Raw genomic sequence first — 25,126 nt, 5'->3', positions numbered from 1 at the left:
TTGAACTACGACGACACCACAGGGAGCGCACATGACGGTCCCTCGTGCCCGAGCTGTGTACCGCTACGTGCTCCACCGCATCACCGAGCACCCCGACACGGACATCACGCACGAGGCCGAATGTCTCTGGTGCGACTGGGCCGCGGAACCTTCGACAGACTCCGCGCGTGTCGACGTGGAGTGCATGAGCCATACCGGCCGCAGTGGGCACAAGAGCTTCCGCCGCGTCCGTACATCGTTTGCCGTGGTCGTTCGGTGAGCCCTGCTGGTAGCAGTCCCCGCGGCGGGCGAGGTCAGCCCTCACTCGGCAGAGCCGCGGCCAGTCCGTTGATCTCGGCGAACCGTTCGCGCCACGGGATGTGCTCAGGCTCCGGTGCGGGGGCGCCGTAGAAGGTCGCGTACGCAGCGGACTGCCGGCACGGGGCACATTCCGTCTCGTCTCCCAAGGGGCGGAAGACGTGTTCCTCACCGGGCGAGGAGCAGACGACCAGGGCAGCGGCCGACGGGAGTTGAGGCAGCGGGGGCGGGGCCGGGTCCGCGGGGAGCTTCTGGACGAGGCGGTAGCGCAGGAAGCCGAACGCCGAGCGCACGCCGTCTTCCGGGCGTTCGGCGAGCAGTGCCTGTCGCAGGTCGGACTCGCTCAGCCCGCGCTCCAGCCACTTGACGGCCTCCCCGGCCAGTGCGCGGGCCTCGCGGACTCCCAGGTGCAGTTCGCGACGGGTGTGGCGCAGCGAGAGCAGGACCCGTTCGGCGCGGGCCAGTTGGCGGGAGTCAGCCGATCTCGGCATCGGTTCGGGTTCCGGGTCCGTCGTCGGCTCTTCGGAGGGTGGGTGGGGAGTGGTCTTATCACTGTGGTCTTCTATGGGTTTACAGCCACCGACCGTCCGGGCGGCCGGTTCACCGACCGTCGGAATCTGCGTACTCGGTGGCGAGGTGGTGGGCGGGGCCCCTCGCAGATGTTCTGCCTGCTCACTCGTCAGAGGGTTGTTCGCGACCAGTTGCTCGGTGACCCAGCGGCCTCGGCCGCCCTGGGTCCGCCACTCGTGTACGTATCCGTGCGCGACCAGCTGTTCCTTCGCCTTCTGGTACGTGCGGCCCTTGATGCCCAGTTTCTTGGCGAGTTCGCTCAGGGGCTTGCAGGGGGTGTCCTCGGGAAGGCCTTGGACGTACAGGAGCAGGATCTTCGCGTCACTGCTCAGACGCGGATGGCGCACGACATCGTGCGATGCCTTCGTGTAGCGCCGAGACGGCGCGCTAACATGACGCAGCATTTCCGGTGGTCTCGATCCACTGGTGATGAAGGCCCTCGGTTGGTGTTGGTGCACCGCCGGGGGCCGCCCTATGCGCGCGTGAACACACAGAGCGTGACGACTTCGTCACCGTACCGCACTATCGTCATCTCCCACCATGCGAACGGGACTTCGCGTCGCGCCCTCGGTGCAGGTCAGGCGCACCGGACTGAAGGGCCCGGCCCGTCACCCGTTCGGATCGGAACAGCCGGCACACCCGAGGGTGTACCGGCTGCATGAATTCGATCTGGGCACCGTGCTGCCGACAGGCGCAGCGCGCTCTCGTCACGTCTCCATTGACGTGTGGGCTTCGGGTTCCGCGGCAGCGGGGCAGGCGGGGCGGTCCTTGGCTCAGGCGCCGACGGCCGCGCGTCCGGCGGCGTAGATACGGGCCTGCTCGGCGACGCGGCGGCCGAGGTGCTCGGCGGTGGCTATGTCGGCCTTGTGGACTTCCTCGGGGCCGTGGTCGGTGTGGGTCTGGGCGCCCGCGCCGAGGTAGAAGCCGAGGCGGTTGAGGTCGTCCTCGGAGGCGGTGGAGCTGTTCCAGCCCGGGTGCAGGCCGAGGTTGACCCAGGTCATGCCGTGCTGGGCCGCCAGGACGGTGAAGTACTGGAGCGTGTGGAGCTTGTCACCGCTCTTGGCGCCGGAGTTGCTGAATCCGGCGGCGAGCTTGTCCTTCCACGAGTGGACGATCCAGCGCTTGGAGGTGGTCTCGGCGAACTGGTGGAAGGCACCGGAAGCCGTGCCCATGTAGGTCGGCGAACCGAAGACGATCGCGTCGGAGGCGTCGAGCTGCTCCCACTGCTCGTCGGTGATCTCGTCGACCTTGATCAGGTGGACGACGGCTCCGGCCTCCACAGCGCCGTCACGCACGGCCTCGGCCAGGACGGTTGTATGGCCGTAGCCGGAGTGGTAGGCGATCGCGACGCTGGGCGGGGTGATCATGAAGGTTCTCCTTCTGGCAGTGGCTCGGCTGACTCCCTCCCTTCGGGAGCCGGGAGGTCGAGGATCATCCGACGTAGCGGCTCGGAGTCGACCTGTACCTAACAGACCGAGCAGCCTCCGCATTCGTGACACCGAGAGGGTCATTTGTGAGAACGAGCCCCCTTGTCGCTACCTGACGATGTGGGGTTGGGCTGACGGGAGCCGGTCACGTCCTCTGCGTTCGGACCGGTGGCGCGGACCGCACCACCGGACGGTGCGTTGCGGTGTGCCCTGTCAGGCTCCGGCCGGTTCCCGTTCGCGCTGTGGCGTGTCGTCGTGTCGGGGCAGCAGGAGCGGGGTTGCCAGGATGAGGAGACCGGCGATCGCGAGCGCGGTGCGGGGGCCGGTGATGCCGGCCAGCAGGCCCCACAGGGCGGTCAGGGCCGCGATGGTGGCCTTGCTGGTGACTGACCACGCGGACAAGGTGCGGACGACTCGGTCCGTCGCTGTCCGCTCGAGCCGGTAGGTGGCGAACACCGGGTTGAACACGCCCATGCAGGTGATCAGCCCGAGCTCGACGGCGATGACGAGCACCAGCCCGGCAGCGCCGGGGCGGATGAAGACCAGCCCGACGGGCCAGCACGCACGCAGGGCCCCAGCGGTGAGCATGACGTGGTGCCGCCCGAAGCGCGCGACGAGTGGGCGGGCCAGCCGTGAGCCGACGAGGCCGCCGACGCAGGGTGCTGCGAAGGCGAGGCCGTACTGCCACGGCGTGAACCCGAGGCGGCCGAGCATGAGGACGGCGAGCAGCGGCGAGGTCGCCATGATCAGGCCGTTGACCAGGATCGTGTGGAAGAACAGCGGGCGCAGCGCCGGGTGGGTCAGGATGTACCGCCACCCTTCGACCAGGTCACCGGCTCGCAGTCGCCGCGGCGCATCGGTTCGCGCGGGCTGCGGCTCCTTCCCGCCGATCGCACGGATCCCTACTGCCGAGAGCAGGTAGCTGACCGCATCGGCCACCACCGTCATCACCGGGCCGAACAACCCGATCGCGGCCCCGCCGAGCGGCGGTCCGAGCATGGTGGCGGTCCATGTCGTGGACTCGAACCGCCCGTTCGCGACGAGCAGGGCCTCCGGGCGCACGAGCGCTTTCAGGCATGCGCCGCCGGCCGCCGTGAAGGTGATGTCGGCTGCGGCGACGACGACCGACACAACCAGAAGCTGGGCGAAGCCGAGCCGGCCGAGGGCGAAGGCCGTGGGGATGCTCATCAACGCTGCGAACCGGGTCAGGTCCATCGCAACCATCACCGACCGCTTGCGGCGGAACTCCACCCACGGACCGAGCGGCACCGCCACCACCGCCCCCACCGCCAGCCCTGCAGCTGCCAGCAGCGACACCTCGGTCGACCCGGCGTGCAGCACGAGGATCGCGATCAAGGCGAAGGCGTCGAACGCGAGCCACGTACCGAATGTGCTGACCGCATACGACGCCCAGAGCCACCCGAACTGCCGCCCCAACGACCCCCTGGCGACCATATTCAGCGCACCCCCCGCCCTCTCACGAAACAACCAGACGTTGACCATCGAGATCAAAGCGAGCGCCACACCAGCAGGTCAAACAACCGATCGACCGACGCGACTTCCACCGCGCGCATCCGGAGACCGAACTCGACGTCGTGACCCACCTCCTCGACGCCGACGCCGCAATCGCCGCTGTCCGGTCCGGCACGATCGACGCGTCCTTCCGCGCCGTCACCCTGCCCGCGCAGCAGCTCTCGTTCAAGGGCGGTCTGCGTTCGGCTGACGTACGCGCAAAAGGCTCTGCACGCCCCCACGAGCGCGACGAAGCGGGAGGTGCCCCACATGGCCGTCGGCAGAACCGATTCGGCTGTTCACTTCCGGGTGACCGAGGCGCGCGCTCCGCAATAACCGCAGGTCACCGGGACAGATGGGAGCGGAACATATTCCTCCGTATCGCACCAGGAGAGCCCTTCATGCGTCTTCGCACCACCGTCGCCCGCCCCGGTACGCGTCGCATCGCGCTCGTACCGGGGCGGGGTCGCGTGCCGGGCCAGTCGGCCTCGGCGGCCGGGGCGTCCCCAGCCACTCCGCGATGGCGGCGGCGCTTCCGGAGTCGTCCGAGGTCAATTGGATTCCGGCTCGGTCGACCCTCCTGGTGAAGCAAAATGTCGCCGAAGGACGTCCTCCAGCGTATGGGCGGCGTCGACCAGGTGGTCCGTGATCTGCAGCAGCCGGGGATCGAGCGCGGTCGGCCGGTTGCGCAGCGCGCACTGGACCTGGCGGAGCGGGGGCATCGGGCCGGGAGGCTGCAAAGTCCTGACCGCCTGGGCCAGCGAGATCATCGTGGAATCGAACGCGGTGGCCAGGGCGTCGAGCCGATCGGCATCGGCATCCCGGGCCCCGCCTTCTTCCCGGCCGATGGCCGTAGCCGGTGGCGGGACGAGGGCATGCAGCGACAGTTCGGTGTGGGCCAGCCGGGTCACCACGGCGACCAGGGTCCGCGCGACGGTGGGAGTCAACGGCGGGTGCGGCGGCTCGGCGGCCAGGCGGTCCGAGGATGCCTCTGCGTCGGTGCGGGCGCGGCGGGCGGCGGCTTGAAGGCGGCGTAGCCGGGCCGGATCGGTCTGCCCGGGATGGGCAAGGCTGTGCAGCAGGGCAGTCGTGTAGATGCGGTGGGCCTCGACCAGCCGGGCGAACTTCTCCTGGGCGGTGAGGCCCTCCCAGGTCGGCCACACGGAGTAGGCGATGAGCGCGAGGACCGCTCCGATCGCGGGAATCGGGTCAGATAGCTGCGGCTGGACCGAAGCATGCTGTGTGTCCATCGACGCTGATGGCTGGTCATCCTCAACGGGGGCGATGCATTCCCGGCGGGGTACGAGACGGGCAGCCGGTCAGATGGAGTTGCTGCGGTTGCATCCCTGCTCCGTGTGGCGAGTGTCGAGCCCGAATGTGAGGCGGCCATCGGCTGATTCCTCGAGACGTCTGACGTCCGACGTCTCGAAGAGGAAGACCAGCGCGATGACCGCACCTGGCAGTCTGCCGTGGGCCGTCGCCCGGGAGGAGAACCCGGCACCGGCGAGTCCGGGCCTGTCGCGGGGCTTTCTCCAGTGGCGCCGTCGGGGTGAGCGGATGGAACATGGCAATGCGCGGGCTGGAACCCATGGAGTCATGCCCGTGGAAGAGTTCTCATCCCTACGCACATGCCTCCTGTCCTTCTGGATCCGCTGGTCAAGGAGGTCACCCACATCCCCGCGCACCTCAGAATCCGACCGCGCCGACGAGGGCCGACGACGGGAGACCGCCCATGGGCACCCAGTGGATCGCCGGGGAACACCGCTTCGAGACCACCGCGACGGGCCGGGCCGTACTCGCCGATCCACGGCTCAACCGCGGCACGGCCTTCACCCGGGAGGAACGCACGGCACTGGGCCTGGTGGGCCTGGTGCCGTCGCAGACCCTCACCCAGGACCAGCAGGCGACGCGCGCCTACGCGCAGTACCGTTCGCAGCCCAGCGACCTCGCCAAGAACGTCTATCTGACCGGTCTGCGCGACCGCAACGAGGTGCTGTTCTACCGGCTGGTCGGCGACCACCTCGGCGAGATGCTGCCGATCGTCTACACCCCGACCGTCGGCACCGCGATCGAGCGCTACAGCTACGAGTTCCGCCGCCCGCACGGGATCTATCTCTCCGTGGACGCCCCCGAGGAGATCGAGGACGCGCTGCGCGCCTCCGGTCTCGGGGCCGGCGACGTCGACCTGATCGTGGCGACCGACGGTGAGGCGATCCTGGGCATCGGCGACTGGGGCGTCGGCGGCATCGACATCTCCGAGGGCAAGCTCGCCGTCTACACCGCGGCCGGCGGGGTCGACCCCAACCGCACGCTCGCAGTCATGCTGGACGTCGGCACCAACCGGCAGCAGCTGCTGGAGGACCCCCTCTACCTGGGCAACCGCCATCCGCGCGTGGACGAGAAGACGTACGACGCCTTCATCGACGCGTACGTGACCACCGCGAACAGGCTCTTCCCCGACGCGCTGCTGCACTGGGAGGACCTCGGCATCGCCAACGCCCGGCGCATCCTGGACCACTACCGCGACCGGGTGTTCACCTTCAACGACGACGTCCAGGGCACCGGCGCCGTCAATCTCGCCGCTGTGCTGTCCGCGACGAAGGCCAGCGGCATGGCGATGACCGACCACCGCATCGTCGTCCTCGGTGCCGGAAGCGCCGGCACGGGCATCGCCGACCAGTTCCGCGACGCCCTGATGGCCGACGGGCTGCCGGAGGAGGAGGCCGACCGCCGCTTCTGGGCCGTGGACCGGTACGGCCTGCTGACCGACGACCAGGACGGCCTGCGCGACGCCCAGATCCGCTACGCCCGTCCGGCGGCCGAGGTGGCCGACTGGGAACGGGACGCGCCGCACGGCGGCGTCGGCCTCGCCGAGGTGGTCCGCCGGGTCCGGCCGACCGTGCTGATCGGCACCTCCGGGCAGGGCGGTGCCTTCACCGAGCAGGTCGTACGGGAGATGGCCGCCCACACCAGACGGCCGGTCATCCTGCCGATGTCCAATCCGACGCCGCTGGCCGAGGCCACCCCCGCCGACCTGCTGAAATGGACCGACGGGCGGGCGCTGGTGGCCACCGGCAGCCCCTTCGACCCGGTCGAGTACCGGGGCGTGACGTATCTGATCGGTCAGGCGAACAACGCGCTGATCTTTCCCGGGCTGGGCCTGGGTGCCGTCCTCGCCCGCGCCACCCGTGTCACCGACGGCATGCTCGTCGCCGCCGCCCACGCAGTGGCCGGACAGGTCGACGGGAGTACGCCGGGCGCGCCCGTCCTCCCGCTGACCGACGCGCTGCGCGCGACCTCCGCTGCCGTGGCGGGAGCGGTCGGCCGCGCCGCGGCCCACGACGGCGTCGCCCGCACGGAGGTCGACGACGGCTTCGGCAAGCTGGTGCGGGACGCCATGTGGCAGCCGGTCTACCCGGAGATCAGAGCCGTCCGCGACGCCGGAGGATCCTGAACGAGGTCCGCGTGAATCCGGTCCCGGCCAGAGCTTGAGTGGGGGCCTGGGCCCCGCCGAGCCGACGTCGCACACGCCCAGGACGGTGCCCAGGTACTGGATCGGGCAACAGGCGTCACGCCGGAGCCGGTGCGAGACTGGGCCAGGCAGGCCAGGACACTGGAGGTTTCACCATGTCGAGCAATGAGCCCGGGAACACAGGGCAGGAACCACGGTCCGAAGCGTGGAAGACCGCGCTGACCGTGCTGCAGACGGCCAAGCCGCCGTACGTCCCGGAGGGGGCCGAGGCGATGACCGTTCTCATCGAATACCCCCCGGGCGACCCGGGCGCACCTCCGCACCGGCATTCGGGGCCGGCATTCGGCTACATGCTGGAGGGGGAGATGGTCTTCGAGCTCGAAGGCGAGCCGGAGCGTGTGATCAAGGCCGGGGAAACCTTCTGGGAGCCGGGCGGCGACGTCATCCACTACCAGGACGGAAACAACCGCACGGACTCCCGGAGCCGTTTCGTCGTGACGATGATGTGCGCGCCGGGCCAGCCCATGCTTACCCTGGTTGATGACGAGGAACTGGCACAGCGTAAGGACCGGCGGGCTCCGCGGCCTGCGTGAGCGCGGCGGTGTCATTCGGCCCGCGAACCGTGTGCTGGTTCCCCGACGCCGGCGAACCTACCGGCATACGGCAATGACCCTCCGCGCGATCGCATCACGGCGAAGAAGAAGTCGTCGGCCCATTGCCGGAGCGTCAAGCGAAGAAGGGGCACCGGTCCCGATTCGGACTCGCTGTCAGCGCCCTTTCCCTCCCCAGCGCGCCATCGGGGCTCCAGCGAGCCACGCGGTGGTGCGCGACGAAAGGTGACCCATGAAGTTCGCAGTATTGGGCGGTACCGGCCGGATCGGGTCGCGGGTCGTGAAGAAGCTGAACGCGGCGGGACACGAGGCCGTGCCGCACTCGCTGTCCACAGGTGTCGACGTCATCACCGGGCAGGGCCTGCAAGAGGCGCTGGCCGGCGTCGATGTCGTCGTCAACCTGACGAATTCCCCGACCTTCGACGACGCCTCCCCGGCGTTCTTCCAGACCTCGATGGACAACCTTCTGTCCGCCGCCCAGAAGGGCGGGGTGGGCCACGTCGTCATTCTCTCGATCGTCGGTGTGGATCAGGTGCCGGGCCTCGACTACTACCGGGCCAAGGTCCTTCAGGAAAACATCCTCAAGGCCGGGCCGATCCCCTACTCGATCGTCCGCGCCACTCAGTTCATGGATTTCATGGATTCGGTCCTGGCCATGACCACTGAGGGCGACACCGTCCGGCTGCCCGCTACCCCGATTCAGCCGATCGCCGCCCAGGATGTCTCCGACGCTGTCGCCGAAGTCGCCGCCGGCCCCCCTCTGAACGGCGTCCTCAACGTCGCCGGGCCCGACGTCTTCCCCCTCGACGAACTCGGCCGGATCACCCTGACCGCCCGCCCCGACGGCCGTACTGTCGTCACCGACGACACCGCCGGCATGTTCGCCGCCGTCCAGGGCGACGTCCTCACCGCCAAGGGTGACGCTCGTATCGCCCCCACCCACTACGCCGACTGGCTCTCCTGACCGACGCGGCTCCGTCAGCGGTAGTCCTCCGGGTGGCCCTGCATCCATGTGTTGATGCGGTCGCGCGTGCCGAACAGCTCGGAGCGGTGCTTCTCCAGGTTGTCCGTGGAGGTGTCGCCTTTCAGCGTCCTCTTCAGGGTGGTCACCCAGTCCACGGGCTCGTTGAAGTGGCCCGCGTCCTTCGGGTACGCCTTCATCGACGCTTCCAGGCCCGCCAGTTCGTCGTAGACCCGGTCCAGGACGTAGGCACAGTCGTCCGTGCCCGGGGCGCACGTGTCGCCCAGGGTCGCCTGGAGGGTGGCGAACGCGTCACGGACCTGCGCGGGCCTGCTCGCGGGCGGCGTACCGGACACACGGACGGCGTCCTCCGCATCGGCCGACGCCTGGGCGTCCGCTTCCACTTGCGCCTCTGCCGCCCGGGACGCGGCCGCCGCATTCGCCGATGGCGCCACGTACGGAACGTCGCCACCGGGCCCGTCCGACGTCTCGACGCTGCTGCAGCCCATCAGGCACGCGCCCAGCAGCAGAGTCAGGCCGACGGCGCCACGCTTGCGGGTGCGGGCACGGGTGGTACGGACAGACATGAGGCCCCCCTGGTCGGTTGGCCCAGACCATACCTGTCAGGCTCCGCACGGGGCGGCCTCAGCCCGTGATCAGCGTCTGGAGCGCCGGTGCGTACAGATCGGCAATGCGCTCGGGGGTGGCCAGTGAACCCGCGCCCTCACGGTGCAGGCTCAGGGTGGCGCCGAGGCCGAGGAGATGGCCGGCGATCAGCTCGGCGCGCAGGGAGCGTTCACGGCCGGGGAGGCGGGCGGTGAGCGCCTCGGTGACCTGCTCGTGGAAGCGGTCGCGCAGCAACGAGCGTTCGTCTGGTTGCCCAGGGAGAACACGACGCGCAGGAGCGGGTCCGACTGCAGCTCGCGTCGGCGGCGTACGAGAGTCACCACCATGTGACGGCCCAGCGTGTCGAGCGGGGCATCGAAAAGTTCCTCGGCGGCCGGGCCGAAGTCGGCGACGGTGTTGAAGAGTTCTTCCTTGCGGCCGAAGTGCTTCACGACCAGGGAGGGGCTGACTCCGGCGTCTGCGGCAATCCCCCGGATGGTCACCTCGGCGTACGGGCGCTGGGTGAACGCCCGCCGGGCCGCGCGCAGGATCGCGTCCCGGCCCGTGCCCTGATCGGCGGCGCCGGGAGCCGGAGCGGTGGCCTGACTGCCGGTCATGCGCCCTCCTCGATCGGGATCGTCCGCGCACCGCCCTTGCGGTCCTTGCGGTTCTCTTCGACCGTACCTGCCGCAGGTGTACGCCTGCCGGGCAGGAACAGCGTGACCGTCAGCGCGAGCAGCGCCGCGCCCGCCGCGATCAGGAAGACGACCTGGTACGCGTGGAGCGTCGGGGCCGTCCGGCCACCCGCCCGGAACGTGATGCCGGCGAGGACCGCCGCCACCGTCGCGCTGCAGAAGGCCTGTCCGATCGACCTCATCAACGTGTTGAGGCCGTTGGCCGCACCCGTCTCGCTGACCGGGACCCCGCGCATCACCAGGGCGGGCAGCGCGGAGTACGCGATGGCCGTGCCCGAGGCGACGACCGTCGCACCGGCGATGATCAGCCACAGGCTGTGGCTGGTGAAGTACCGCACCACATAGCCGACGGCGATGATCCCCGCGGCCAGAGCCAGGCTGACCCTCGGCCCGTACGCCGCCGAGATCCGCGCGGACACCGGCGAGAGCGCCACCATCGCCACACCGCCCGGCAGCAGGCAGAGCCCACTGACGACGAGCGAGGCGCCGAGCCCGTAGCCCGTCGCCTTCGGCTCCTGCACCATCTGTGCGGTGACCAGCGAGTTCGCGTAGAAGGCGAAGCCGATCAGCAGGGCGGCGATGTTGGTGAGCAGGACGGCCGGGCGGGCCGAGACCCGCAGGTCGACCATGGGCGTCGTCGCGCAGAGCTCGTACGCACCCCAGAGCAGCGCCACCACCACGGCCGCGACGAGCAGGCCGACCGTACGCGTCGACGTCCAGCCCCAGTCGGCGCCCTGCGTCACGAGAAGGCGAAGGTGGCGGCTATGGCGAAGGTTCCGACAGCGGCAGTGGCGGCGAGCGGACTGGTCGGCGGGTACGCGATCGCGCGGTGGACCAAGAAGCGGCCGCTGGGCGGAGTCGCGCTCGCCGCCGCGGGTTCCGTCGCCGCGTACGGGTGGAACCGGCAGGCCGGCCCCCGCGCGGCCGTCGCCCTGACCACGGCGTATGTTGCCGCGTTCGCCGGATCGCACCCGCTGGCCAAGAAGGTCGGCGCCTGGCCGGCCGTCTTCACCGTGGCGGGCACGGTCGCCGCCGCGTCGTGGGCGGTCACCCGCCGCGCCGCCTGAGAAATTTTTCCCGCAAGGCCCGCAGCACACTGAACGCGTCCGCGCCGGCGTCCGTATTCAAGAGCACTCCCCCGCGTAAGCCGGGTGCGTATCCGTACGACAGGACGGGTACGCACCCGGAACCCTCGCAAGGGGCGTTGTCACGCGCCGAACGCCCGCGACACCGTATAGATCAGCAGCCCCGCCAGCGCACCCACCACCGTGCCGTTGATCCGGATGAACTGCAGGTCACGGCCGATGTGCGCCTCGATCTTCTTCGATGTCTGATCCGCGTCCCAGCTCGCGACCGTGTCACTGATCAGCGACGTGATCTCCGTGCGGTACGTCGTGACGACATACACCGCCGCGTCCTCCAGCCAGCCCTCCAGCTTCGCCTGGAGCCGGCCGTCCGTCGCCAGCCGCGCGCCCAGCGACATCAGCGAGGCGCGCGCCCGCAGCCGCAGCTCGCTCCGCTCGTCCTCAGCAGCCGTGATGATCATCGTGCGGACGGACGACCAGGCCGACGCGATGACGTCCTGGACCTCGCGGCGCCCCAGGATCTCCGACTTCAGCCGCTCCACCCGCGCCCGGGTGTCCGAGTCGGTCTGGAGGTCGGCGGCGAAGTCCGTCAGGAACGTGTCGATCGCATCACGCGCCGGATGCCCCGGCATGTCCCGCATCTCGGTCACGAAGCGCAGCAGCTCCTTGTAGACCCGCTCCCCCACCCGCTTGTCGACGAACCGCGGCGTCCAGCCCGGCGCACCGCCCTGCACCGCGTCCATCACCGAGTCGCCGTGCAGGATCAGCCAGTCGTGCGCGCGTACGCAGAGCAGGTCCACGACCCTGCGGTGGCCGCCGTCCGCGACGATCTTCTCCAGCATCTTGCCGAGACCGGGGCCGATCTCCGCCGCCTCCGCCCGCCGGGTGATCGCCTCACCGACCACGGCCTGTACGTCGGAGTCGCGCAGGATGGTCAGCGCACCGCGCAGCGCGGTCGCCAGCTCCGCGGTCACCCGGTCGGCGTGGTCCGGCTCCGCCAGCCAGGCACCGAGCCGGCCGCCGATACCGAGGCCGTGTATCCGGCCCCGTACGACATCACCCGAAAGAAAATTCTCCCCGACGAAGGAACCCAATGAGGCTCCGAGCTGGTCCTTCTTGGTAGGGATGATGGCGGTGTGCGGGATCGGCAGGCCGAGCGGACGCTTGAACAGCGCCGTGACGGCGAACCAGTCGGCCAGGGCACCCACCATTCCCGCCTCGGCGGCCGCGGCGACGAAGCCCGGCCAGCCGCCCACACCCGCGTTCTTCGCCCAGGTGGCGAGGACGTACACGAGCGCGACAAGCAGAAGGAGGCCCGTGGCCGTGGTCTTCATACGGCGTACGCCACGCCGCTTCTCCTCGTCGGCGGCCGTGTACGCGAAAGAGGCGAGGGGGGCGTGGCGCACGGTGGAAGCTGCGGTGCCGGAACTCCCGTCCGCGCCACCCAGTGCCCGTGCGGGCTCGACCGGTCCCCCGCCCGGCTCGTCCGACCTGGTCCGTCCGATCCGTTCCATCCGCTCCACCCGTCCGCGTCCACGTACGCATCGCCCCCGGTGCCCCGTACGCATTGTCCTTACCTGACCTACTCCCGGGCCGCATGTCGAGTTCCCCGCGCCCTGCTTCATCATGAGATCAGCCCACATCACCACGAGGAGACACTCCGCCCATGCCCAGGCGCCACGGACCCGCCCTGCTCACAGCCCTCGTGGCAGGCACCGCCGCGCTCACCGCGATCGTGGCGTTCGCCGGATCCGTGCTGTTCTCCGGTAGCGGACCGAAGCAGATCGGCACGGAGTCGGCGGCCCGTACGCCCGCCGCGCCCGCCCACTCCACCGGTGTCTGGATCGGCACCTGGGCCGGGGCTCCGACAGCCGGTGTGGCGGACACATACACCGACGAGGACCTGACCCGGCGCACCATCCGTAACGTCGTGCACACCAGCATCGGCGGCGACGCGGCCCGCATCACCCTCTCCAACCTGTTCGGTACGCGCCCGCTGCTCGTCGATCAGGCCACGGTGAACACCCGGCCCGTCTCCTTCCGCGGCGCCCCGTCCGTCACGATCCCGGCGGGCGAACAGGTCGTCAGCGACCCGGTCGTCGTACCCGTCGCGCCCGACGCCGATCTCGTCGTCACCCTGCGCACGCCCACCGCCGACGGCCCCGTCACCATCCACCCGAACAGCCACCAGACCTCGTACGTGGCGGACGACCGCGGCACGTGGCACAGCAACCTGTGGCGCTACCTCACCGCCGTGGACGTCCGCAACAAAGCCGCTGCCGGGGCGATCGTCGCCATCGGTGACTCGCTGACCGCGGGCACCGGCTCGACCCTCGACGCCAACGGCCGCTGGCCCGACGTCCTCTCCGACCGGCTGCGCGGCCGGTACGCGGTGGTCAACCAGGGCATCGCCGGCAACCGCATCCTGCGCGACGGACAGGGCTACGGGCAGGGCTACGGGCAGGGCTACGGGCAGGGCTACGGGCAGGTCTACGGGCAGCGGGCGAGCGCCCGCTTCGAGCGCGACGCGCTGGGCGTCGCCGATGTGAAGACCGTCATCATCGCGCTCGGCATCAACGACGTGCAGCAGTTCCCGCAGGAGCAGAACCCGCAGCGGATCGCGGACGCGCTCAGGGCCATGACGGAGCGCGCCCACGCCCGCGGGCTGCACGTCGTCGGGGCCACCCTGATGCCGTTCGAGGGGTACCTCACCTGGACGCCCGCCCAGGACGCCGTACGGATGCAGGTCAACGCGCTGATCCGGGCGGGCGGCATCTTCGACGACGTCGTCGACTTCGACCAGGCGGTACGCGACCCGTACCGGCCGAGCCGGCTCCTCCCGGAGTTCGACTGCGGCGACCATCTGCATCTCAACGACAACGGATATCTGCGGCTGGGACAGCGGGTGGATCTGCGGACCCTGCACCAGACCAGGCGGACGTCCGACCAGCTCTGACCGGAGGGACGCGGTCCGGTACGCCCGACCGGGCGCACCGCCGTGTCCCGCGTCGCCGGACAGGCTCTACTCGTCCCCCGAGCCCTTCTTCAGCTGCCGGGCACGCTCCCGCTCCTTCTCCGCCTTCGTCCGCTTGCGCTCCACATCGACCCCGCCCATCAGCGCGAAGCCGGTGACCCGCACCCGCGGCGAGCCCGGCGAGGGGATGCCCTCGCCCGACGCCCGGTCGCCGAAGCCGCCCATGATGCCGATGCCCCTGACCTCGACATCGAGCTCCGGCGGGACCGTCACCTGCATCCCGCCCATGATCGTGAAGCAGCGGACGACGACCTCACGGTCCTCGAACCGGGCTTCGCGCAGATCGATCTCACCGCCGCCCCACATCGCGAACGCGGTGAACTTCCGCGCCACCGTCCACGTGCCCTTGCGCCTGAAGCCGCCCCAGAAGGCGAACGCCCCCTTCGAGGTGGCGGGGCCGCCGACACGTGCCGCCCAGTCGACACCCGTCGAACCCGTCCGTGCGGGCGAGCTTCCCGGGCCCACCGGCGCCACCACCCCGCCCGGCGCCGGAAGGTCGCGGACCAGCGGCTCCAACTCCCCATGCGTACGGGCCTTGTAGGTCGCGTCGAGCCGCTGCTCGAACTCCTCCATCTGCAGTCGGCCCTCGGCCACCGCCTCGCGCAGAACCTCGGCGATACGCTCACGTTCAGCATCGGAAGCACGCATGTCCGGATCTTCGCTCGTCATACCACGCAGCCTATTGAACGCGTCCGCCCACGTCACCGATCCGGCTGCCGCCACCGGTAATTGACGTCGCCTCATGTCTCTCTACGCGCTGCCGGCCGACGCGTACATCCTCGCGATCACTGACTCGATGTCCGGCTCCCGCACCGACAGGTCCACCAGCGGATACTCCGCGGCGATCCGCGCCACCAGCGGCGCCGCCGAACCGGACGCGGGGAAGGCCAGCCACTGGCGTGGCCCCTCCACCTTCACCGTGCGCACCGAAGGCTCCGACTCCAGCCGGATCGCCGGGAGTTCGCGCTCCAGGTCGACGACCAGGGTGCGTTCGCTCGCGCCGATCTCGTGCAGCCCGGCGAGCGCCCCGTCGTACATCAGACGCCCGTGGTCGATCACCATCACCCGCCGGCAGAGCTGCTCGATGTCCGTCAGATCGTGGGTGGTGAGCAGCACCGTGGTACCCCGCTCGGCGTTCAGGTCACGAAGGAAACCGCGGACCTTCGCCTTGGAGACCACATCGAGTCCGATGGTCGGCTCGTCCAGGTACAGCACCTCCGGGTCGTGCAGCAGCGCCGCCGCGATATCGCCCCGCATCCGCTGCCCGAGCGACAGCTGCCGCACCGGTACGTCCAACAGATCGCCCAGGTCGAGGAGTTCGATGCAGCGGTCCAGGTTCTCCCGGTAGCGGGCGTCCGGGATCCGGTACATCCGGTGCACCAGCCGGTACGAGTCACGCAGCGGCAGGTCCCACCAGAGCGTGGTGCGCTGGCCGAAGACCACACCGATCCGGCGGGCCAGCCTCGTACGCTCCCTGGAAGGGTCGATGCCTGCGACCCGCAGCCGGCCGCCGCTCGGGGTGAGGATGCCGGTCAGCATCTTGATGGTGGTCGACTTGCCCGCGCCGTTCGGGCCGATGTAGCCGACCATCTCACCGCGCGGCACGCGGAAGCTGATCCCGTCGACCGCGCGGACCTCGCGACGCTCGCTGCGCAGGAAACCCGTCCTGCGGCGCACGTCGAAGACCTTCTCGACTCGGTCGAGTTCAATGAAGTCGGTATCTGTGCCCATGCCCATGTCCGATGCCCTCGTTCTCCCGCTCGTCCGTGTGGTTGCACGCGCTTCGGGCGCGCCTTGTCCTCCATTGCCGGACGGGCCTGAATGTCCCGCTGGTCAGCTTCCTGTGCTCCGGTACGAGCGCAGACCCGCCCGCCACACCGCCCCTGCGAGCACCCAGCACATCCCCGCCACCACCGGGGGCAGGAGCGCCACCCACTCCGGCAGCCCCAGCGGGTACTCCCGGCCCAGCACATACAGCGCGGGCAGCCAGTTCACGAAGGCCAGCGGCACGGCGAACGTCACCCCGCGCACCAGGTCCTTCGCGAAGATCGTCGGCGGGTACTGGAGCAGCGTGTTCCCGCCGTAGGTGAAGGAGCTCTGCACCTCGGCGGCGTCCTGCGCGAAGAACTGGAACGCCGCCCCGCACACGAACACCGCCCCGAAGATCGCCGCCCCGCTCAGCAGCATCAGCGGCACCGTCGCCACCCGCAGCGGTGTCCAGTCGATGTCCAGCGTCACCAGGGCGTAGCCGAGCACCAGCAGCCCCTGCGTGATCCGCCCCAGCCTGCGCAGCGCGAATCGGTCCGCCGCCACCTGGGCGAGCACCGGCACCGGGCGCACCAGCAGCGTGTCCAGCGTGCCGTCCCGGATCCGGCGGCCCAGCCGGTCCATCGACCCCAGCACCAGATCGGCCAGGCCGAACGCGGTCCCCGAAGCCCCGTACAGCAGGGCGATCTCCGGCAGCGTGTAGCCGCCCAATGCGTCGACGTGCGCGAACATCAGCATGATCGTGACGAAGTCGAAGCCGGTCGCCGCGAAGTTCCCGAACGTCGTCATGACGAACGAGGCGCGGTACGTCATCGTCGAGCGCAGCCACATCGAGACGATCAGCCCGTACGCACGGACCCCCTCGACCAGCCTCGACCGTTCGGCGAAAGCCACCTCGGGCGCCTCGACACCTCTTCCGGCCTCAGCCGCCTCCGCCGCCTCCGCAACCTCAGCCACCCTGGACCACCACCCTCCGCGTCGCCACCGACTGCACCAGCCGCCCCGCCAGCAGCAGCGCCAGCGCCCAGCCGCCCTGGAACGCGAACGCCTCCACCAGCCCCCACCCCGTGTGCTTACCGAGGAACACATCGGCCGGCACCTGCAGCAGCGCCGACCACGGCAGCGCCCTCGCCACCTCGCCCAGCACCCCCGGGAACAGCGTCAGCGGAAGCAGCATCCCGGAGAAGAACAACCCCGCCAGAAACGCGATCTGCGACGCGCCCGCCCCGTCCATCAGCCAGAACGCGGAGAGCGCCACCAGATAGCGCACCGCGAAGCTGACCACGACACCGAGCGCCACCGAGACCAGATACGCCAGCCAGATGCCCGGCGACGTGGGCAACGCCAGCGGGAAGGCGAGCGCGCCCAGCACCATCGGTGCGATGCCGCGCGCCATCAGCTGATACGCCGCGCGCCCCAAGTCCCCGGCCAGCCACCACATTTGAAGATCGATCGGCCGGTAGAGGTCGATCGCCACATCGCCGGTACGGATCCGCTCCATCAACTCGTCCTCGAAACCGCCGCCCATCATGGCGCACGTCGCCAACAGCGCCTGGCCCAGCCACACATAGGTGAGCGCCTGGGACATGTCGTAACCGCCGAGCTGCGGCCGCTCGTCCCACAGGGCCATATAGGTGTACGCCAGGATGAAACCGAAGACGGTGTTGGTGAACACCCCCGCCGCCGTCGCGATCCGGTAGGTGGCATACCGCCGGAACCCGCCCGCCGCGACCACCGCGTACAGCCGCACCTCAATCGCCCCCGCACTCGTTCGCACTCGGACGCCCAACGGCGCCGGGCACCGAAGCGCACGACCCTAGTCCAGCGGAAGCAGCCGCCGCGACCGCTTTTCGGCCCCCCTCCGGAGGTCGATCAGGTGGTTATTGCGCAGAAAAGTGCACTATGGGGGAACTGACCGCGGCCGAGGAGTCTTCACCGATATGAGCGACGAGCCACAGCAGCAGAGCGGGGGCCCCGACAACGGGGACCGGGCCCCGAGGGACCTCTCTGCCGGCACCGGCGCACCCGCAGGCCAGGCGGCCACGCCCGGAGGGAAGAAGGGGCGCGCGAACCGGCCCAGGCGCACCGGCCGGCGCCGGGCCGTCCCCACCTGGCGGGCCACGCTCGCCACGCTCCTGGTGATCGCCCTGCTCCTCATCGGCGGCTTCATCGTCGGATACCAGCTCGTCGGCATCCCGCCCGCCAACCCCACCGCCATCGCGCAGTCCAACGTCTATCTCTACAAGGACGGCACCGTCATCGCCCGCGACGGCGACGTCAACCGGCAGAACGTCCAGCTCGCCCAGGTCCCCCTCCACGTCCAGCACGCCGTCCTCGCCGCCGAGGACCGCAACTTCTACTCCGAACGCGCCATCGACATCAAGGCCCTGATCCGGGCCGGCTGGAACACCGTCACCGGCAAGGGCAAGCAAGGCGGCTCGACCATCACCCAGCAGTTCGTGAAGAACTACTACCTCGGCCAGGAACAGACGGTCATGCGCAAGATCAAGGAGTTCTTCATCGCGATCAAGCTCAACCGCGAGGTGAGCAAGGACCACATCTTCGAGGGCTACCTCAACACCAGCTACTTCGGCCGCAACGCCTACGGCATCCAGGCCGCCGCCCAGGCGTACTACGGCAAGGACATCGGCGACATCACCACCGCCGAAGGCGCGTACCTCGCCTCCCTGCTCAACGCCCCCAGCGCGTACGACGTCGTCGTCCACCCCGAGAACAAGCCCGCGGCCGTGGCCCGCTGGAACTACGTACTCGACGGCATGGTCAAGGAGAGCTGGCTCAGCGCATCCGAGCGCGCCACCATGCAGTTCCCCGTGCCCGACAAGGTGAAGGCATCCACCGGCCTCTCCGGACAGCGCGGCTACATCGTCCAGGCCGTCAAGGACTACCTCACCACCCATCAGGTCATCGACGAGGAGACGCTGGCCACCGGCGGCTACCGGATCACCACCACGCTGGAGAAGAAGAAACAGAACGCCCTCGTCGAAGCCGTCGACGACAACGTCATGTCGATGACGAGCGACGAGCGGACGGTCGACCGCAATGTCCGCGTCGGCGGCGCCTCCATCGACCCCGCGAACGGCCGGGTCGTCGCCATGTACGGCGGCATCGACTACACCAAGCAGTACGTCAACAACGCGACCCGCCGCGACTACCAGGTCGGCTCCACCTTCAAACCGTTCGTCTTCACCTCCGCGGTCGCCAACGGCTCCAGGACCCAGGACGGCCGGCGCATCACCCCCAACACCGTCTACGACGGCACCAACAAGCGCATGGTCCAGGGGCCGAACGGACCCACCGGGTACACCCCCGCCAACGAGGACGACGTCAGCTACGGGCCGATCAGCGTCCGTATCGCCGCCGACAAGTCCGTCAACGCCGTCTACGCACAGATGGCCGAGGACGTCGGCCCCGACAACGTCAAACAGACCGCCATCGACCTCGGCATCCCCAAGAACACCCCCGACCTCACCGCATCGCCGTCCATCGCGCTCGGCCCCGCCACCGCCAGCGTCCTCGACATGACAGTGGCGTACGCGACGCTCGCCAACCACGGCAGGCACGCCCCGTACACCCTCGTCGACAAGGTCAGCAAGGACGGCGAGGAGCTCACCCTCCCCGACGGGAGCACCGAGCGGGCCGTCAGCCGCGAAGCCGCCGACACCACCACCTCGATCCTGCAGAGCGTCGTCGAAAACGGCTCAGGCACCGCAGCCCAGGGCGCCGGCCGCCCCGCCGCCGGCAAGACCGGCACCGCCGAGGACGACAAGGCCGCCTGGTTCGCCGGCTACACCCCCGACCTCGCGACCGTCATCGCCGTCATGGGCCAGGACCCCGACACAGGCGTTCAGAAACCGCTGTACGGAGCGCTCGGCCTGGCCCGTATCAACGGCGGCGGCGCCCCCGCCCAGACCTGGGCCCAGTACACCGGCGCCGCACTGCGGGGCACCGGTGTCCAGGACTTCGACCTCACCCTCGAACGCGGCGCCGAGGAACCGTCCCTGCCGACCGGCGAAGTCACCGGACCGACCGACACCGGCACCCCGTCCGCGACACCGTCGAACACGCCGCCGAGCAGCCCGGTCATCGAGCCCACCACCCCCTTCGGCAGCGAACCCGCCACCCCGCCGGGGCCGCCCACCGGCCGACCGACCAGCGGATTCCCGGACACCGGAGGAGGGGACAACGGCGGCAACGACGGCTTCTTCCCGCGCGGCGTGGGCGGCGCCCTCCCGACCCCCGCCCCGACCCCCGCCCCGGCCTCCGCCCCGGGCCCGGCCTCACCCCCGGTCCGCTAGAGAATCCGGCCGACCTGGCGGCTCAGTGCCCCGAGGTCGCCTTCAGCCCGACCACGGCCACCAGCAACAGGCAGACGAAGAAGACCCGGGCGGCGGTCACCGGCTCATGCAGCACCACCATGCCGAGCACCGCCGCCCCCGCGGCACCGATACCGACCCACACGCCGTACGCCGTACCGATCGGCAGTGACTTCGCCGCCTGCGACAACAGCACCATGCTGGCCACGATCCCGAATCCGGTGAACACACTCGGCCACAGCCGGGTGAACCCGTCGGTGTACTTCATCCCGATCGACCAGCCCACTTCCAGCAGACCGGCCACAGCAAGCAGAACCCACGCCACGACGGCACCTCCGACACCACAGACACACGGACATCACGGGTGCGTCGTCTTTGCAGAAGCCCGGTACGGCGCGTCTCGTCGGGGTCCCACCAACATAGCAAAGAACAGGCAAAAGGCCTGGTGACGGCTGTCACCAGGCCTTACGTCAGGCACATCGGGAGAGCTACAGATACAGCCCGGTCGAATCCACCGAACCCTCGAACCGGTCCGCCGCGACCGCGTGCAGATCCCGCTCCCGCATCAGCACGTACGCCACACCGCGCACCTCGACCTCCGCACGGTCCTCGGGGTCGTACAGCACCCGGTCACCCGGTTCCACCGTCCGCACGTTCTGGCCGACCGCGACCACCACGGCCCAGGCCAGTCGACGACCGACCGCAGCCGTCGCCGGAATCAGAATGCCGCCGCCCGAACGCCGCTCACCCTCGGGCGCATCGGACCGGACCAGCACGCGGTCATGCAGCATGCGAATGGGCAGCTTGTCGTCGGTGTTCTCGCTCACGCCCCGAAACCTACCTGCCCTCAGCCGCGCCGCACGCCCCCGGGGTCAGCCTTGTCAGCGCTTCTTGCGCCGCGCCGACACCACGACCAGCCCGACCACACCCGCCGCCAGCAACGCCACCGGAATCACCCGCTCCATGCGCGGCGCGCCATCCTTCGACACAAACTGCGCCTTCACATCGGACACCGTCCGGTTCACCGCCACGAACGCCCGCCCGGCCGTCCGGTCCACGGCCTCCGCAGCCTTGGCCTTCGCATCGCCGATGATCGTCTTCGGGTGCACCCGCACCCCGATCTCATCGAGCACCACCGCAAGCTGCTCACGCCTGCTGATGATGTCCGCCTCGATCTGCGCAGGGGTCCTGGCATCCGACACTGCGCCGCCTCCGTGGTCGTCGTCCGGTAAACCTTCATCGACAGTCTGTCAGCTCGACCGCCCGCACACCCGGCGGCACCCCTATTACGCTCGGTCCCGTACACCCCACATGCCCCTGAGGAGAACCATGAGCGAGCGACTCCAGCCCGGCGACACCGCCCCGGCCTTCACCCTCCCCGACGCCGACGGCAACAACATCTCGCTCGCCGACCACAAGGGCCGCAAAGTCATCGTCTACTTCTACCCGGCCGCCCTCACCCCCGGCTGCACCAAGCAGGCTTGCGACTTCACGGACAACCTGGAGCTCCTGGCCGGCGCCGGATACGACGTCATCGGCGTCTCCCCCGACAAGCCGGAGAAACTCGCCAAGTTCCGCGAGAAGGAGCACCTCAAGGTCACGCTGGCCGGCGACCCGTCCAAGGAGACCCTCGAGGCCTACGGCGCCTTCGGCGAGAAGAAGCTCTACGGCAAAACGGTAACGGGCGTCATCCGCTCCACCGTGGTCGTCGACGAGGAGGGCAAGGTCGAACGCGCCCTCTACAACGTCAAGGCGACCGGCCACGTAGCAAAGATCATCAAGGATCTGGGCATCTGACCGCCGCCACGCCCCTGTGACGGGCGTCGCACTTTCACTCCCCATCGGTTTGCGACCGCCATGACCGCACAGAAGCCTTTCCTGGAACACCCACCGAGGAAAGGACCCGGCCATGGCGGCCTCCGACCTTCAGCAGGCGGCCGACCCCGAAGCGGTCAAACGCCACCCCACCCTCTTCCGTACCATCCGGAAGCGGCAGAACCCCAGGCTGCGCCGGTCCGACATCACCGTCACCGACGACCAGGCAGTCAAGCGGGCGGTGAAGGCGGCCTCCCTCGGCAACGCCATGGAGTGGTTCGACTTCGGCATCTACTCCTACCTGGCCGTCACCCTGGGGCACGTCTTCTTCCCGTCCGGGAACAGCACCACCCAGCTGCTCTCCTCGTTCGCCACCTTCGCGGTCGCCTTCCTGGTACGCCCGCTCGGCGGCATGTTCTTCGGCCCCATGGGCGACCGGATCGGCCGCAAGAAGGTCCTCGCGCTCACCGTGATCATGATGGCGGTCGGCACCTTCGCCATCGGCGTCATCCCGTCCCACGCCTCGATCGGCCTCTGGGCACCCGCTCTGCTGATCTTCTTCCGGCTGGTCCAGGGCTTCTCCACCGGCGGAGAGTACGGCGGCGCATCCACCTTCATCGCCGAGTACGCCCCCGACAAGCGCCGCGGCTACTTCGGCAGCTTCCTCGAATTCGGCACCCTGGCCGGCTACGTCGGCGCAGCCGGTCTCGTCACCGCACTCACCGCCGTTCTCGACACCCCCGCCATGGAGGCCTGGGGCTGGCGCATCCCGTTCCTCGTCGCGGGCCCCCTCGGCCTGGTCGGCCTCTACCTCCGGCTGCGCCTCGACGAGACCCCGGCCTTCCAGAAACTTGAGGGCGGCAACGCTCAGGCCACCGAGGCCGCCGACAGCATCGAGACGACCGCCAAGGGCGACCTCGCGAAGATCTTCCGGCAGTACTGGCCGACGCTGATCCTCTGCATCTGCCTGGTCGGCGCGTACAACATCACCGACTACATGCTGCTGTCGTACATGCCGACGTACCTTTCCGACGAACTCGGCTACAGCGAGACCCACGGCCTGCTCGTCCTGCTCGCCGTCATGGTCTTCCTGATGCTGATCATCAGTCAGGTCGGCAAGCTCTCCGACCGCTTCGGCCGCAAGCCGCTGCTGATGGCGGGAATGCTGGGCTTCCTCTGCCTCTCGCTCCCCTCCTTCCTGCTGATCCGCCAGGACGGCATCCCGGCCATCACGATCGGCATGCTGATGCTGGGTCTCTCCCTGGTCTGCATGCTCGGCACGATGTCCGCCGCACTCCCGGCCCTCTTCCCCACCCAGGTCCGCTACGGCTCCCTGTCGGTCGGCTACAACCTCTCGGCCTCGCTCTTCGGCGGTACGACCCCGCTGGTGATCACGGCGCTGATCAGCTGGAGCGGTACGAACCTGATGCCGGCGTACTACGCTATGGCAGCGGCCCTGGTCGGCGTGATCGCGGTGGCCTGCATGAAGGAGACCGCCCAGCGGCCGCTGGACGGCTCGCCCCCGTCGGTGGAGACGGATGAGGAGGCGGCGCAGCTGTGCGCGGCACAGACTCCCGGGCCCAGGCTCTGAACCCGGATCCGGTCTCTGGGAACGGTCCGCACAGCGTCAGCCGAAGCGGGGCGGGCCGTTCCACATCTCGCCGTATTTCGGACGTGACCATCCGATAAACGGTTCGTTGCTCCGTACGAGACCGCGAACGTGCGGTCGGGAACGGAGGCAACATGCCGGTAAGCCCCTACTCGCGCGAGCGCCTCGCAGAGGCCGTCGCGTCATCACGGACGCTGTCCGAGGCCCTGACCAAACTCGGGGTCGACCCGAAGAGCTCGACACGGCATTACGTCCACGAGCGCATGAAAAAGATGGGAATAGCCACCGAACACTTCGAACGCGAGGGCACTCGCTGGACGAGGGAAGTTCTTGAGCCCGTGGTCAACGCGTCAACGAGCGTGCACGAGGTACTGCGGCGACTCGGCCTTGAAGCGGTAGGCGGCCACCACACCAACATCAGTCGCCGCATCAAGGCGTACGGCATCGACACCTCGCACTTCACTCAGCCGTCCAGAGCAGGAAAGGAGAAGCTTCGCCGCAAGCCCCAGGAATTACTGGTCATGAACCTGGCACCAGACGCACGCCGAGTGCCCAGCGCCCGCCTCAAGATCGCCATGGCGTCCCTGGGCGTTGCGGAACGATGCGCTCTTTGCGGAACGGAGCCGATGTGGCAGGGCAGACCACTCCCGCTCGAGGTGGACCACATCAACGGCTCGTGGCGCGACAACCGGATAGAGAATCTCAGGCTCCTGTGTCCCAACTGCCATTCATCGACGGACACATATCGCGGTCGCAACAAAGGACGTCGATCCGCGACGGAGTGTGAGGCGCGGTGAGTGTCGGCAACCGTTACACACGGGAACGACTGGTCGAAGCAGCCCAGAAATGCACCACCATCGACGAAGTCATCGCCTACTTGGGCACGCGCCCGTACCACCGCCTGGGCCGGTATCTACTCAAGCGCTTCGATCACTTCGGGATCGATGTCTCGCACTTCCCCACACGCCGCTACCGCAGAAGTGGCCCGCGCCCTGCCACGACAGATCTGAGCGAAGCTGTTGCCGCGTCCATATCCATCGCAGACACACTCCGGCGTCTCGGCCGACCTGACAGCACGAGCCAGCGAAATCAACTGCGTCGATGGATGACCGATGACGGCATCTCGGCATCGCATTTCCTCGGCCAGGCGCACCAGCGGGGCAAACCGGGCACGACGCCCGTCAAGCCTCCGGAAGAAATACTGGTGAAGCACGACGGCAAGCGTCGCACAAAAACGGCTCTTCGCTCGCATCTGTGGGTTTCAAGCGGTCTCCGCGAGGGCTCGCCCGGGGAGCGGTCGGGCGTAACCGGCCAGACAGAGCAGGATCATG

Annotated in this window: 25 protein-coding genes, 2 pseudogenes and 1 riboswitch; of the genes and pseudogenes, 11 read left to right on the top strand and 16 right to left on the bottom strand. The window is 69.2% G+C overall.

From position 1 onward, the window contains the following. Positions 1–293: 293 nt before the first annotated feature. From ABZV38_RS21560 to ABZV38_RS21550, 3 genes are all read right to left on the bottom strand, one after another. The gene (locus tag ABZV38_RS21560; RefSeq protein ID WP_356329233.1) at positions 294–1,214 is read right to left on the bottom strand and encodes a hypothetical protein; all 921 of its coding nucleotides are present in this window, start codon (positions 1,212–1,214) and stop codon (positions 294–296) included. Between the two features lie 426 nt (positions 1,215–1,640). Continuing rightward, entirely contained in the window at positions 1,641–2,234 is a 594-nt protein-coding gene (locus ABZV38_RS21555; protein WP_356329232.1) for a flavodoxin family protein, read from the bottom strand. A gap of 273 nt (positions 2,235–2,507) precedes the next feature. Next, positions 2,508–3,749 (bottom strand): MFS transporter, encoded by a 1,242-nt coding sequence (locus tag ABZV38_RS21550; RefSeq protein WP_356329230.1) that lies wholly within the window; start codon positions 3,747–3,749, stop codon positions 2,508–2,510. 98 nt (positions 3,750–3,847) lie between these two features. Here ABZV38_RS21550 and ABZV38_RS21545 point away from each other — a divergent pair. Then, positions 3,848–3,988, top strand: a pseudogene (locus ABZV38_RS21545) (LysR family transcriptional regulator); the annotation flags it as partial. A 369-nt stretch (positions 3,989–4,357) separates the two neighbouring features. On the opposite strand, the gene ABZV38_RS21540 reads toward ABZV38_RS21545, so the two are convergent. After that, positions 4,358–5,056 (bottom strand): hypothetical protein, encoded by a 699-nt coding sequence (locus ABZV38_RS21540; protein ID WP_356329228.1) that lies wholly within the window; start codon positions 5,054–5,056, stop codon positions 4,358–4,360. A gap of 482 nt (positions 5,057–5,538) precedes the next feature. Here ABZV38_RS21540 and ABZV38_RS21535 point away from each other — a divergent pair, with 482 nt between their 5' ends. The 3 genes from ABZV38_RS21535 (at position 5,539) to ABZV38_RS21525 (ending at position 8,853) form a co-directional block, all read left to right on the top strand. Continuing rightward, positions 5,539–7,260 carry an NAD-dependent malic enzyme gene (locus ABZV38_RS21535; protein ID WP_356329226.1) on the top strand — a complete coding sequence of 574 codons (1,722 nt, stop codon included), beginning with the start codon at positions 5,539–5,541 and terminating at the stop codon, positions 7,258–7,260. Positions 7,261–7,433: 173 nt separating this feature from the next. Beyond that, positions 7,434–7,871, top strand: a complete 438-nt coding sequence (locus ABZV38_RS21530) for a cupin domain-containing protein (RefSeq protein WP_356329224.1) — start codon at positions 7,434–7,436, stop codon at positions 7,869–7,871. Positions 7,872–8,121: 250 nt separating this feature from the next. After that, positions 8,122–8,853, top strand: coding sequence for an NAD(P)H-binding protein (locus tag ABZV38_RS21525; RefSeq protein ID WP_356329222.1), 732 nt, complete (start codon positions 8,122–8,124; stop codon positions 8,851–8,853). 14 nt (positions 8,854–8,867) lie between these two features. On the opposite strand, the gene ABZV38_RS21520 is transcribed toward ABZV38_RS21525, so the two are convergent. The 4 genes and pseudogenes from ABZV38_RS21520 to ABZV38_RS21505 form a co-directional block, all read right to left on the bottom strand. Next, entirely contained in the window at positions 8,868–9,437 is a 570-nt protein-coding gene (locus ABZV38_RS21520; RefSeq protein WP_356329220.1) for a hypothetical protein, read from the bottom strand. Positions 9,438–9,495: 58 nt separating this feature from the next. Beyond that, entirely contained in the window at positions 9,496–9,711 is a 216-nt protein-coding gene (locus ABZV38_RS21515) for a hypothetical protein (RefSeq protein WP_356329218.1), read from the bottom strand. Next, positions 9,624–10,073, bottom strand: a complete 450-nt coding sequence (locus ABZV38_RS21510; RefSeq protein WP_356329217.1) for a helix-turn-helix domain-containing protein — start codon at positions 10,071–10,073, stop codon at positions 9,624–9,626. The genes ABZV38_RS21515 and ABZV38_RS21510 overlap by 88 nt, the downstream gene beginning before the upstream one ends. Further along, a pseudogene (locus ABZV38_RS21505) lies at positions 10,070–10,894 on the bottom strand (MFS transporter); the annotation flags it as partial. The pseudogene ABZV38_RS21505 and the gene ABZV38_RS21510, both read right to left, overlap by 4 nt. A 21-nt stretch (positions 10,895–10,915) precedes the next feature. Between ABZV38_RS21505 and ABZV38_RS21500 the strand changes: the two are divergent. Beyond that, on the top strand, positions 10,916–11,218 hold the full coding sequence (locus ABZV38_RS21500) for a hypothetical protein (protein WP_356329215.1): 303 nt from the start codon (positions 10,916–10,918) through the stop codon (positions 11,216–11,218). A gap of 140 nt (positions 11,219–11,358) precedes the next feature. Here the strand turns inward: ABZV38_RS21500 and ABZV38_RS21495 are convergent, their stop codons facing one another. Then, complete coding sequence (locus tag ABZV38_RS21495) at positions 11,359–12,750, bottom strand: DUF445 domain-containing protein (protein ID WP_356329213.1); 1,392 nt, start codon at positions 12,748–12,750, stop codon at positions 11,359–11,361. Positions 12,751–12,902: 152 nt separating this feature from the next. Between ABZV38_RS21495 and ABZV38_RS21490 the strand changes: the two genes are divergently transcribed. Further along, the gene (locus ABZV38_RS21490; protein WP_356329211.1) at positions 12,903–14,192 is read left to right on the top strand and encodes a GDSL-type esterase/lipase family protein; all 1,290 of its coding nucleotides are present in this window, start codon (positions 12,903–12,905) and stop codon (positions 14,190–14,192) included. Positions 14,193–14,258: 66 nt separating this feature from the next. Here the strand turns inward: ABZV38_RS21490 and ABZV38_RS21485 are convergent, their stop codons facing one another. The 4 genes from ABZV38_RS21485 to ABZV38_RS21470 form a co-directional block, all read right to left on the bottom strand. Then, complete coding sequence (locus ABZV38_RS21485; RefSeq protein ID WP_356329315.1) at positions 14,259–14,918, bottom strand: DUF1707 domain-containing protein; 660 nt, start codon at positions 14,916–14,918, stop codon at positions 14,259–14,261. Positions 14,919–15,020: 102 nt separating this feature from the next. Then, entirely contained in the window at positions 15,021–16,001 is a 981-nt protein-coding gene (locus tag ABZV38_RS21480) for an ATP-binding cassette domain-containing protein (RefSeq protein WP_356329209.1), read from the bottom strand. A gap of 102 nt (positions 16,002–16,103) precedes the next feature. Beyond that, entirely contained in the window at positions 16,104–16,931 is an 828-nt protein-coding gene (locus ABZV38_RS21475; protein WP_356329313.1) for an ABC transporter permease, read from the bottom strand. 55 nt (positions 16,932–16,986) lie between these two features. Then, on the bottom strand, positions 16,987–17,787 hold the full coding sequence (locus tag ABZV38_RS21470; RefSeq protein ID WP_356329207.1) for an ABC-2 family transporter protein: 801 nt from the start codon (positions 17,785–17,787) through the stop codon (positions 16,987–16,989). A gap of 190 nt (positions 17,788–17,977) precedes the next feature. On the opposite strand from ABZV38_RS21470, the gene ABZV38_RS21465 reads away from it, so the two are divergent. Beyond that, a complete protein-coding gene (locus ABZV38_RS21465; RefSeq protein WP_356329205.1) occupies positions 17,978–20,353 on the top strand; it encodes a transglycosylase domain-containing protein in 2,376 nt (791 codons plus the stop codon). Positions 20,354–20,375: 22 nt separating this feature from the next. On the opposite strand, the gene ABZV38_RS21460 is transcribed toward ABZV38_RS21465, so the two are convergent. The 3 genes from ABZV38_RS21460 to ABZV38_RS21450 form a co-directional block, all read right to left on the bottom strand. Further along, positions 20,376–20,696, bottom strand: coding sequence for a multidrug efflux SMR transporter (locus tag ABZV38_RS21460; protein ID WP_030971037.1), 321 nt, complete (start codon positions 20,694–20,696; stop codon positions 20,376–20,378). Positions 20,697–20,734: 38 nt separating this feature from the next. Then, positions 20,735–20,801, bottom strand: a riboswitch (guanidine-III (ykkC-III) riboswitch). Positions 20,802–20,859: 58 nt separating this feature from the next. Next, positions 20,860–21,198, bottom strand: a complete 339-nt coding sequence (locus ABZV38_RS21455; RefSeq protein WP_327274989.1) for a co-chaperone GroES — start codon at positions 21,196–21,198, stop codon at positions 20,860–20,862. Positions 21,199–21,252: 54 nt separating this feature from the next. Then, complete coding sequence (locus ABZV38_RS21450) at positions 21,253–21,573, bottom strand: DUF3618 domain-containing protein (RefSeq protein ID WP_356329203.1); 321 nt, start codon at positions 21,571–21,573, stop codon at positions 21,253–21,255. 127 nt (positions 21,574–21,700) lie between these two features. On the opposite strand from ABZV38_RS21450, the gene bcp reads away from it, so the two are divergent. The 4 genes from bcp to ABZV38_RS21430 all read left to right on the top strand — a co-directional run. Continuing rightward, positions 21,701–22,168: a thioredoxin-dependent thiol peroxidase gene (gene bcp / locus ABZV38_RS21445; protein ID WP_356329201.1), complete on the top strand. Its 468-nt coding sequence runs from the start codon at positions 21,701–21,703 to the stop codon at positions 22,166–22,168. A 112-nt stretch (positions 22,169–22,280) separates the two neighbouring features. Continuing rightward, entirely contained in the window at positions 22,281–23,777 is a 1,497-nt protein-coding gene (gene proP / locus ABZV38_RS21440; protein WP_356329200.1) for a glycine betaine/L-proline transporter ProP, read from the top strand. A gap of 152 nt (positions 23,778–23,929) precedes the next feature. Further along, a complete protein-coding gene (locus ABZV38_RS21435; RefSeq protein ID WP_356329198.1) occupies positions 23,930–24,592 on the top strand; it encodes an HNH endonuclease signature motif containing protein in 663 nt (220 codons plus the stop codon). Further along, on the top strand, positions 24,589–25,126 hold a 538-nt coding region (locus tag ABZV38_RS21430; protein ID WP_356329196.1), incomplete at its 3' end, for an HNH endonuclease. The genes ABZV38_RS21435 and ABZV38_RS21430, both read left to right, overlap by 4 nt.

This window comes from Streptomyces sp. NPDC005181, assembly GCF_040608395.1.
Lineage (GTDB): Bacteria > Actinomycetota > Actinomycetes > Streptomycetales > Streptomycetaceae > Streptomyces.
Note: the sequence above shows the minus strand (reverse complement) of the source record. Positions and strands in the feature narration are given on the sequence as shown.

Coding starts and splice junctions, on each gene's coding strand:
- ABZV38_RS21555 (WP_356329232.1), bottom strand. CDS start 2,234: ATGATCACCCCGCCCAGCGTCGCGATCGCCTACCACTCCGGCTACGGC.
- ABZV38_RS21550 (WP_356329230.1), bottom strand. CDS start 3,749: ATGGTCGCCAGGGGGTCGTTGGGGCGGCAGTTCGGGTGGCTCTGGGCG.
- ABZV38_RS21540 (WP_356329228.1), bottom strand. CDS start 5,056: ATGGACACACAGCATGCTTCGGTCCAGCCGCAGCTATCTGACCCGATT.
- ABZV38_RS21535 (WP_356329226.1), top strand. CDS start 5,539: ATGGGCACCCAGTGGATCGCCGGGGAACACCGCTTCGAGACCACCGCG.
- ABZV38_RS21530 (WP_356329224.1), top strand. CDS start 7,434: ATGTCGAGCAATGAGCCCGGGAACACAGGGCAGGAACCACGGTCCGAA.
- ABZV38_RS21525 (WP_356329222.1), top strand. CDS start 8,122: ATGAAGTTCGCAGTATTGGGCGGTACCGGCCGGATCGGGTCGCGGGTC.
- ABZV38_RS21520 (WP_356329220.1), bottom strand. CDS start 9,437: ATGTCTGTCCGTACCACCCGTGCCCGCACCCGCAAGCGTGGCGCCGTC.
- ABZV38_RS21510 (WP_356329217.1), bottom strand. CDS start 10,073: ATGACCGGCAGTCAGGCCACCGCTCCGGCTCCCGGCGCCGCCGATCAG.
- ABZV38_RS21500 (WP_356329215.1), top strand. CDS start 10,916: ATGGCGAAGGTTCCGACAGCGGCAGTGGCGGCGAGCGGACTGGTCGGC.
- ABZV38_RS21495 (WP_356329213.1), bottom strand. CDS start 12,750: ATGGAACGGATCGGACGGACCAGGTCGGACGAGCCGGGCGGGGGACCG.
- ABZV38_RS21490 (WP_356329211.1), top strand. CDS start 12,903: ATGCCCAGGCGCCACGGACCCGCCCTGCTCACAGCCCTCGTGGCAGGC.
- ABZV38_RS21485 (WP_356329315.1), bottom strand. CDS start 14,918: ATGCGTGCTTCCGATGCTGAACGTGAGCGTATCGCCGAGGTTCTGCGC.
- ABZV38_RS21480 (WP_356329209.1), bottom strand. CDS start 16,001: ATGGGCACAGATACCGACTTCATTGAACTCGACCGAGTCGAGAAGGTC.
- ABZV38_RS21465 (WP_356329205.1), top strand. CDS start 17,978: ATGAGCGACGAGCCACAGCAGCAGAGCGGGGGCCCCGACAACGGGGAC.
- bcp (WP_356329201.1), top strand. CDS start 21,701: ATGAGCGAGCGACTCCAGCCCGGCGACACCGCCCCGGCCTTCACCCTC.
- proP (WP_356329200.1), top strand. CDS start 22,281: ATGGCGGCCTCCGACCTTCAGCAGGCGGCCGACCCCGAAGCGGTCAAA.
- ABZV38_RS21435 (WP_356329198.1), top strand. CDS start 23,930: ATGCCGGTAAGCCCCTACTCGCGCGAGCGCCTCGCAGAGGCCGTCGCG.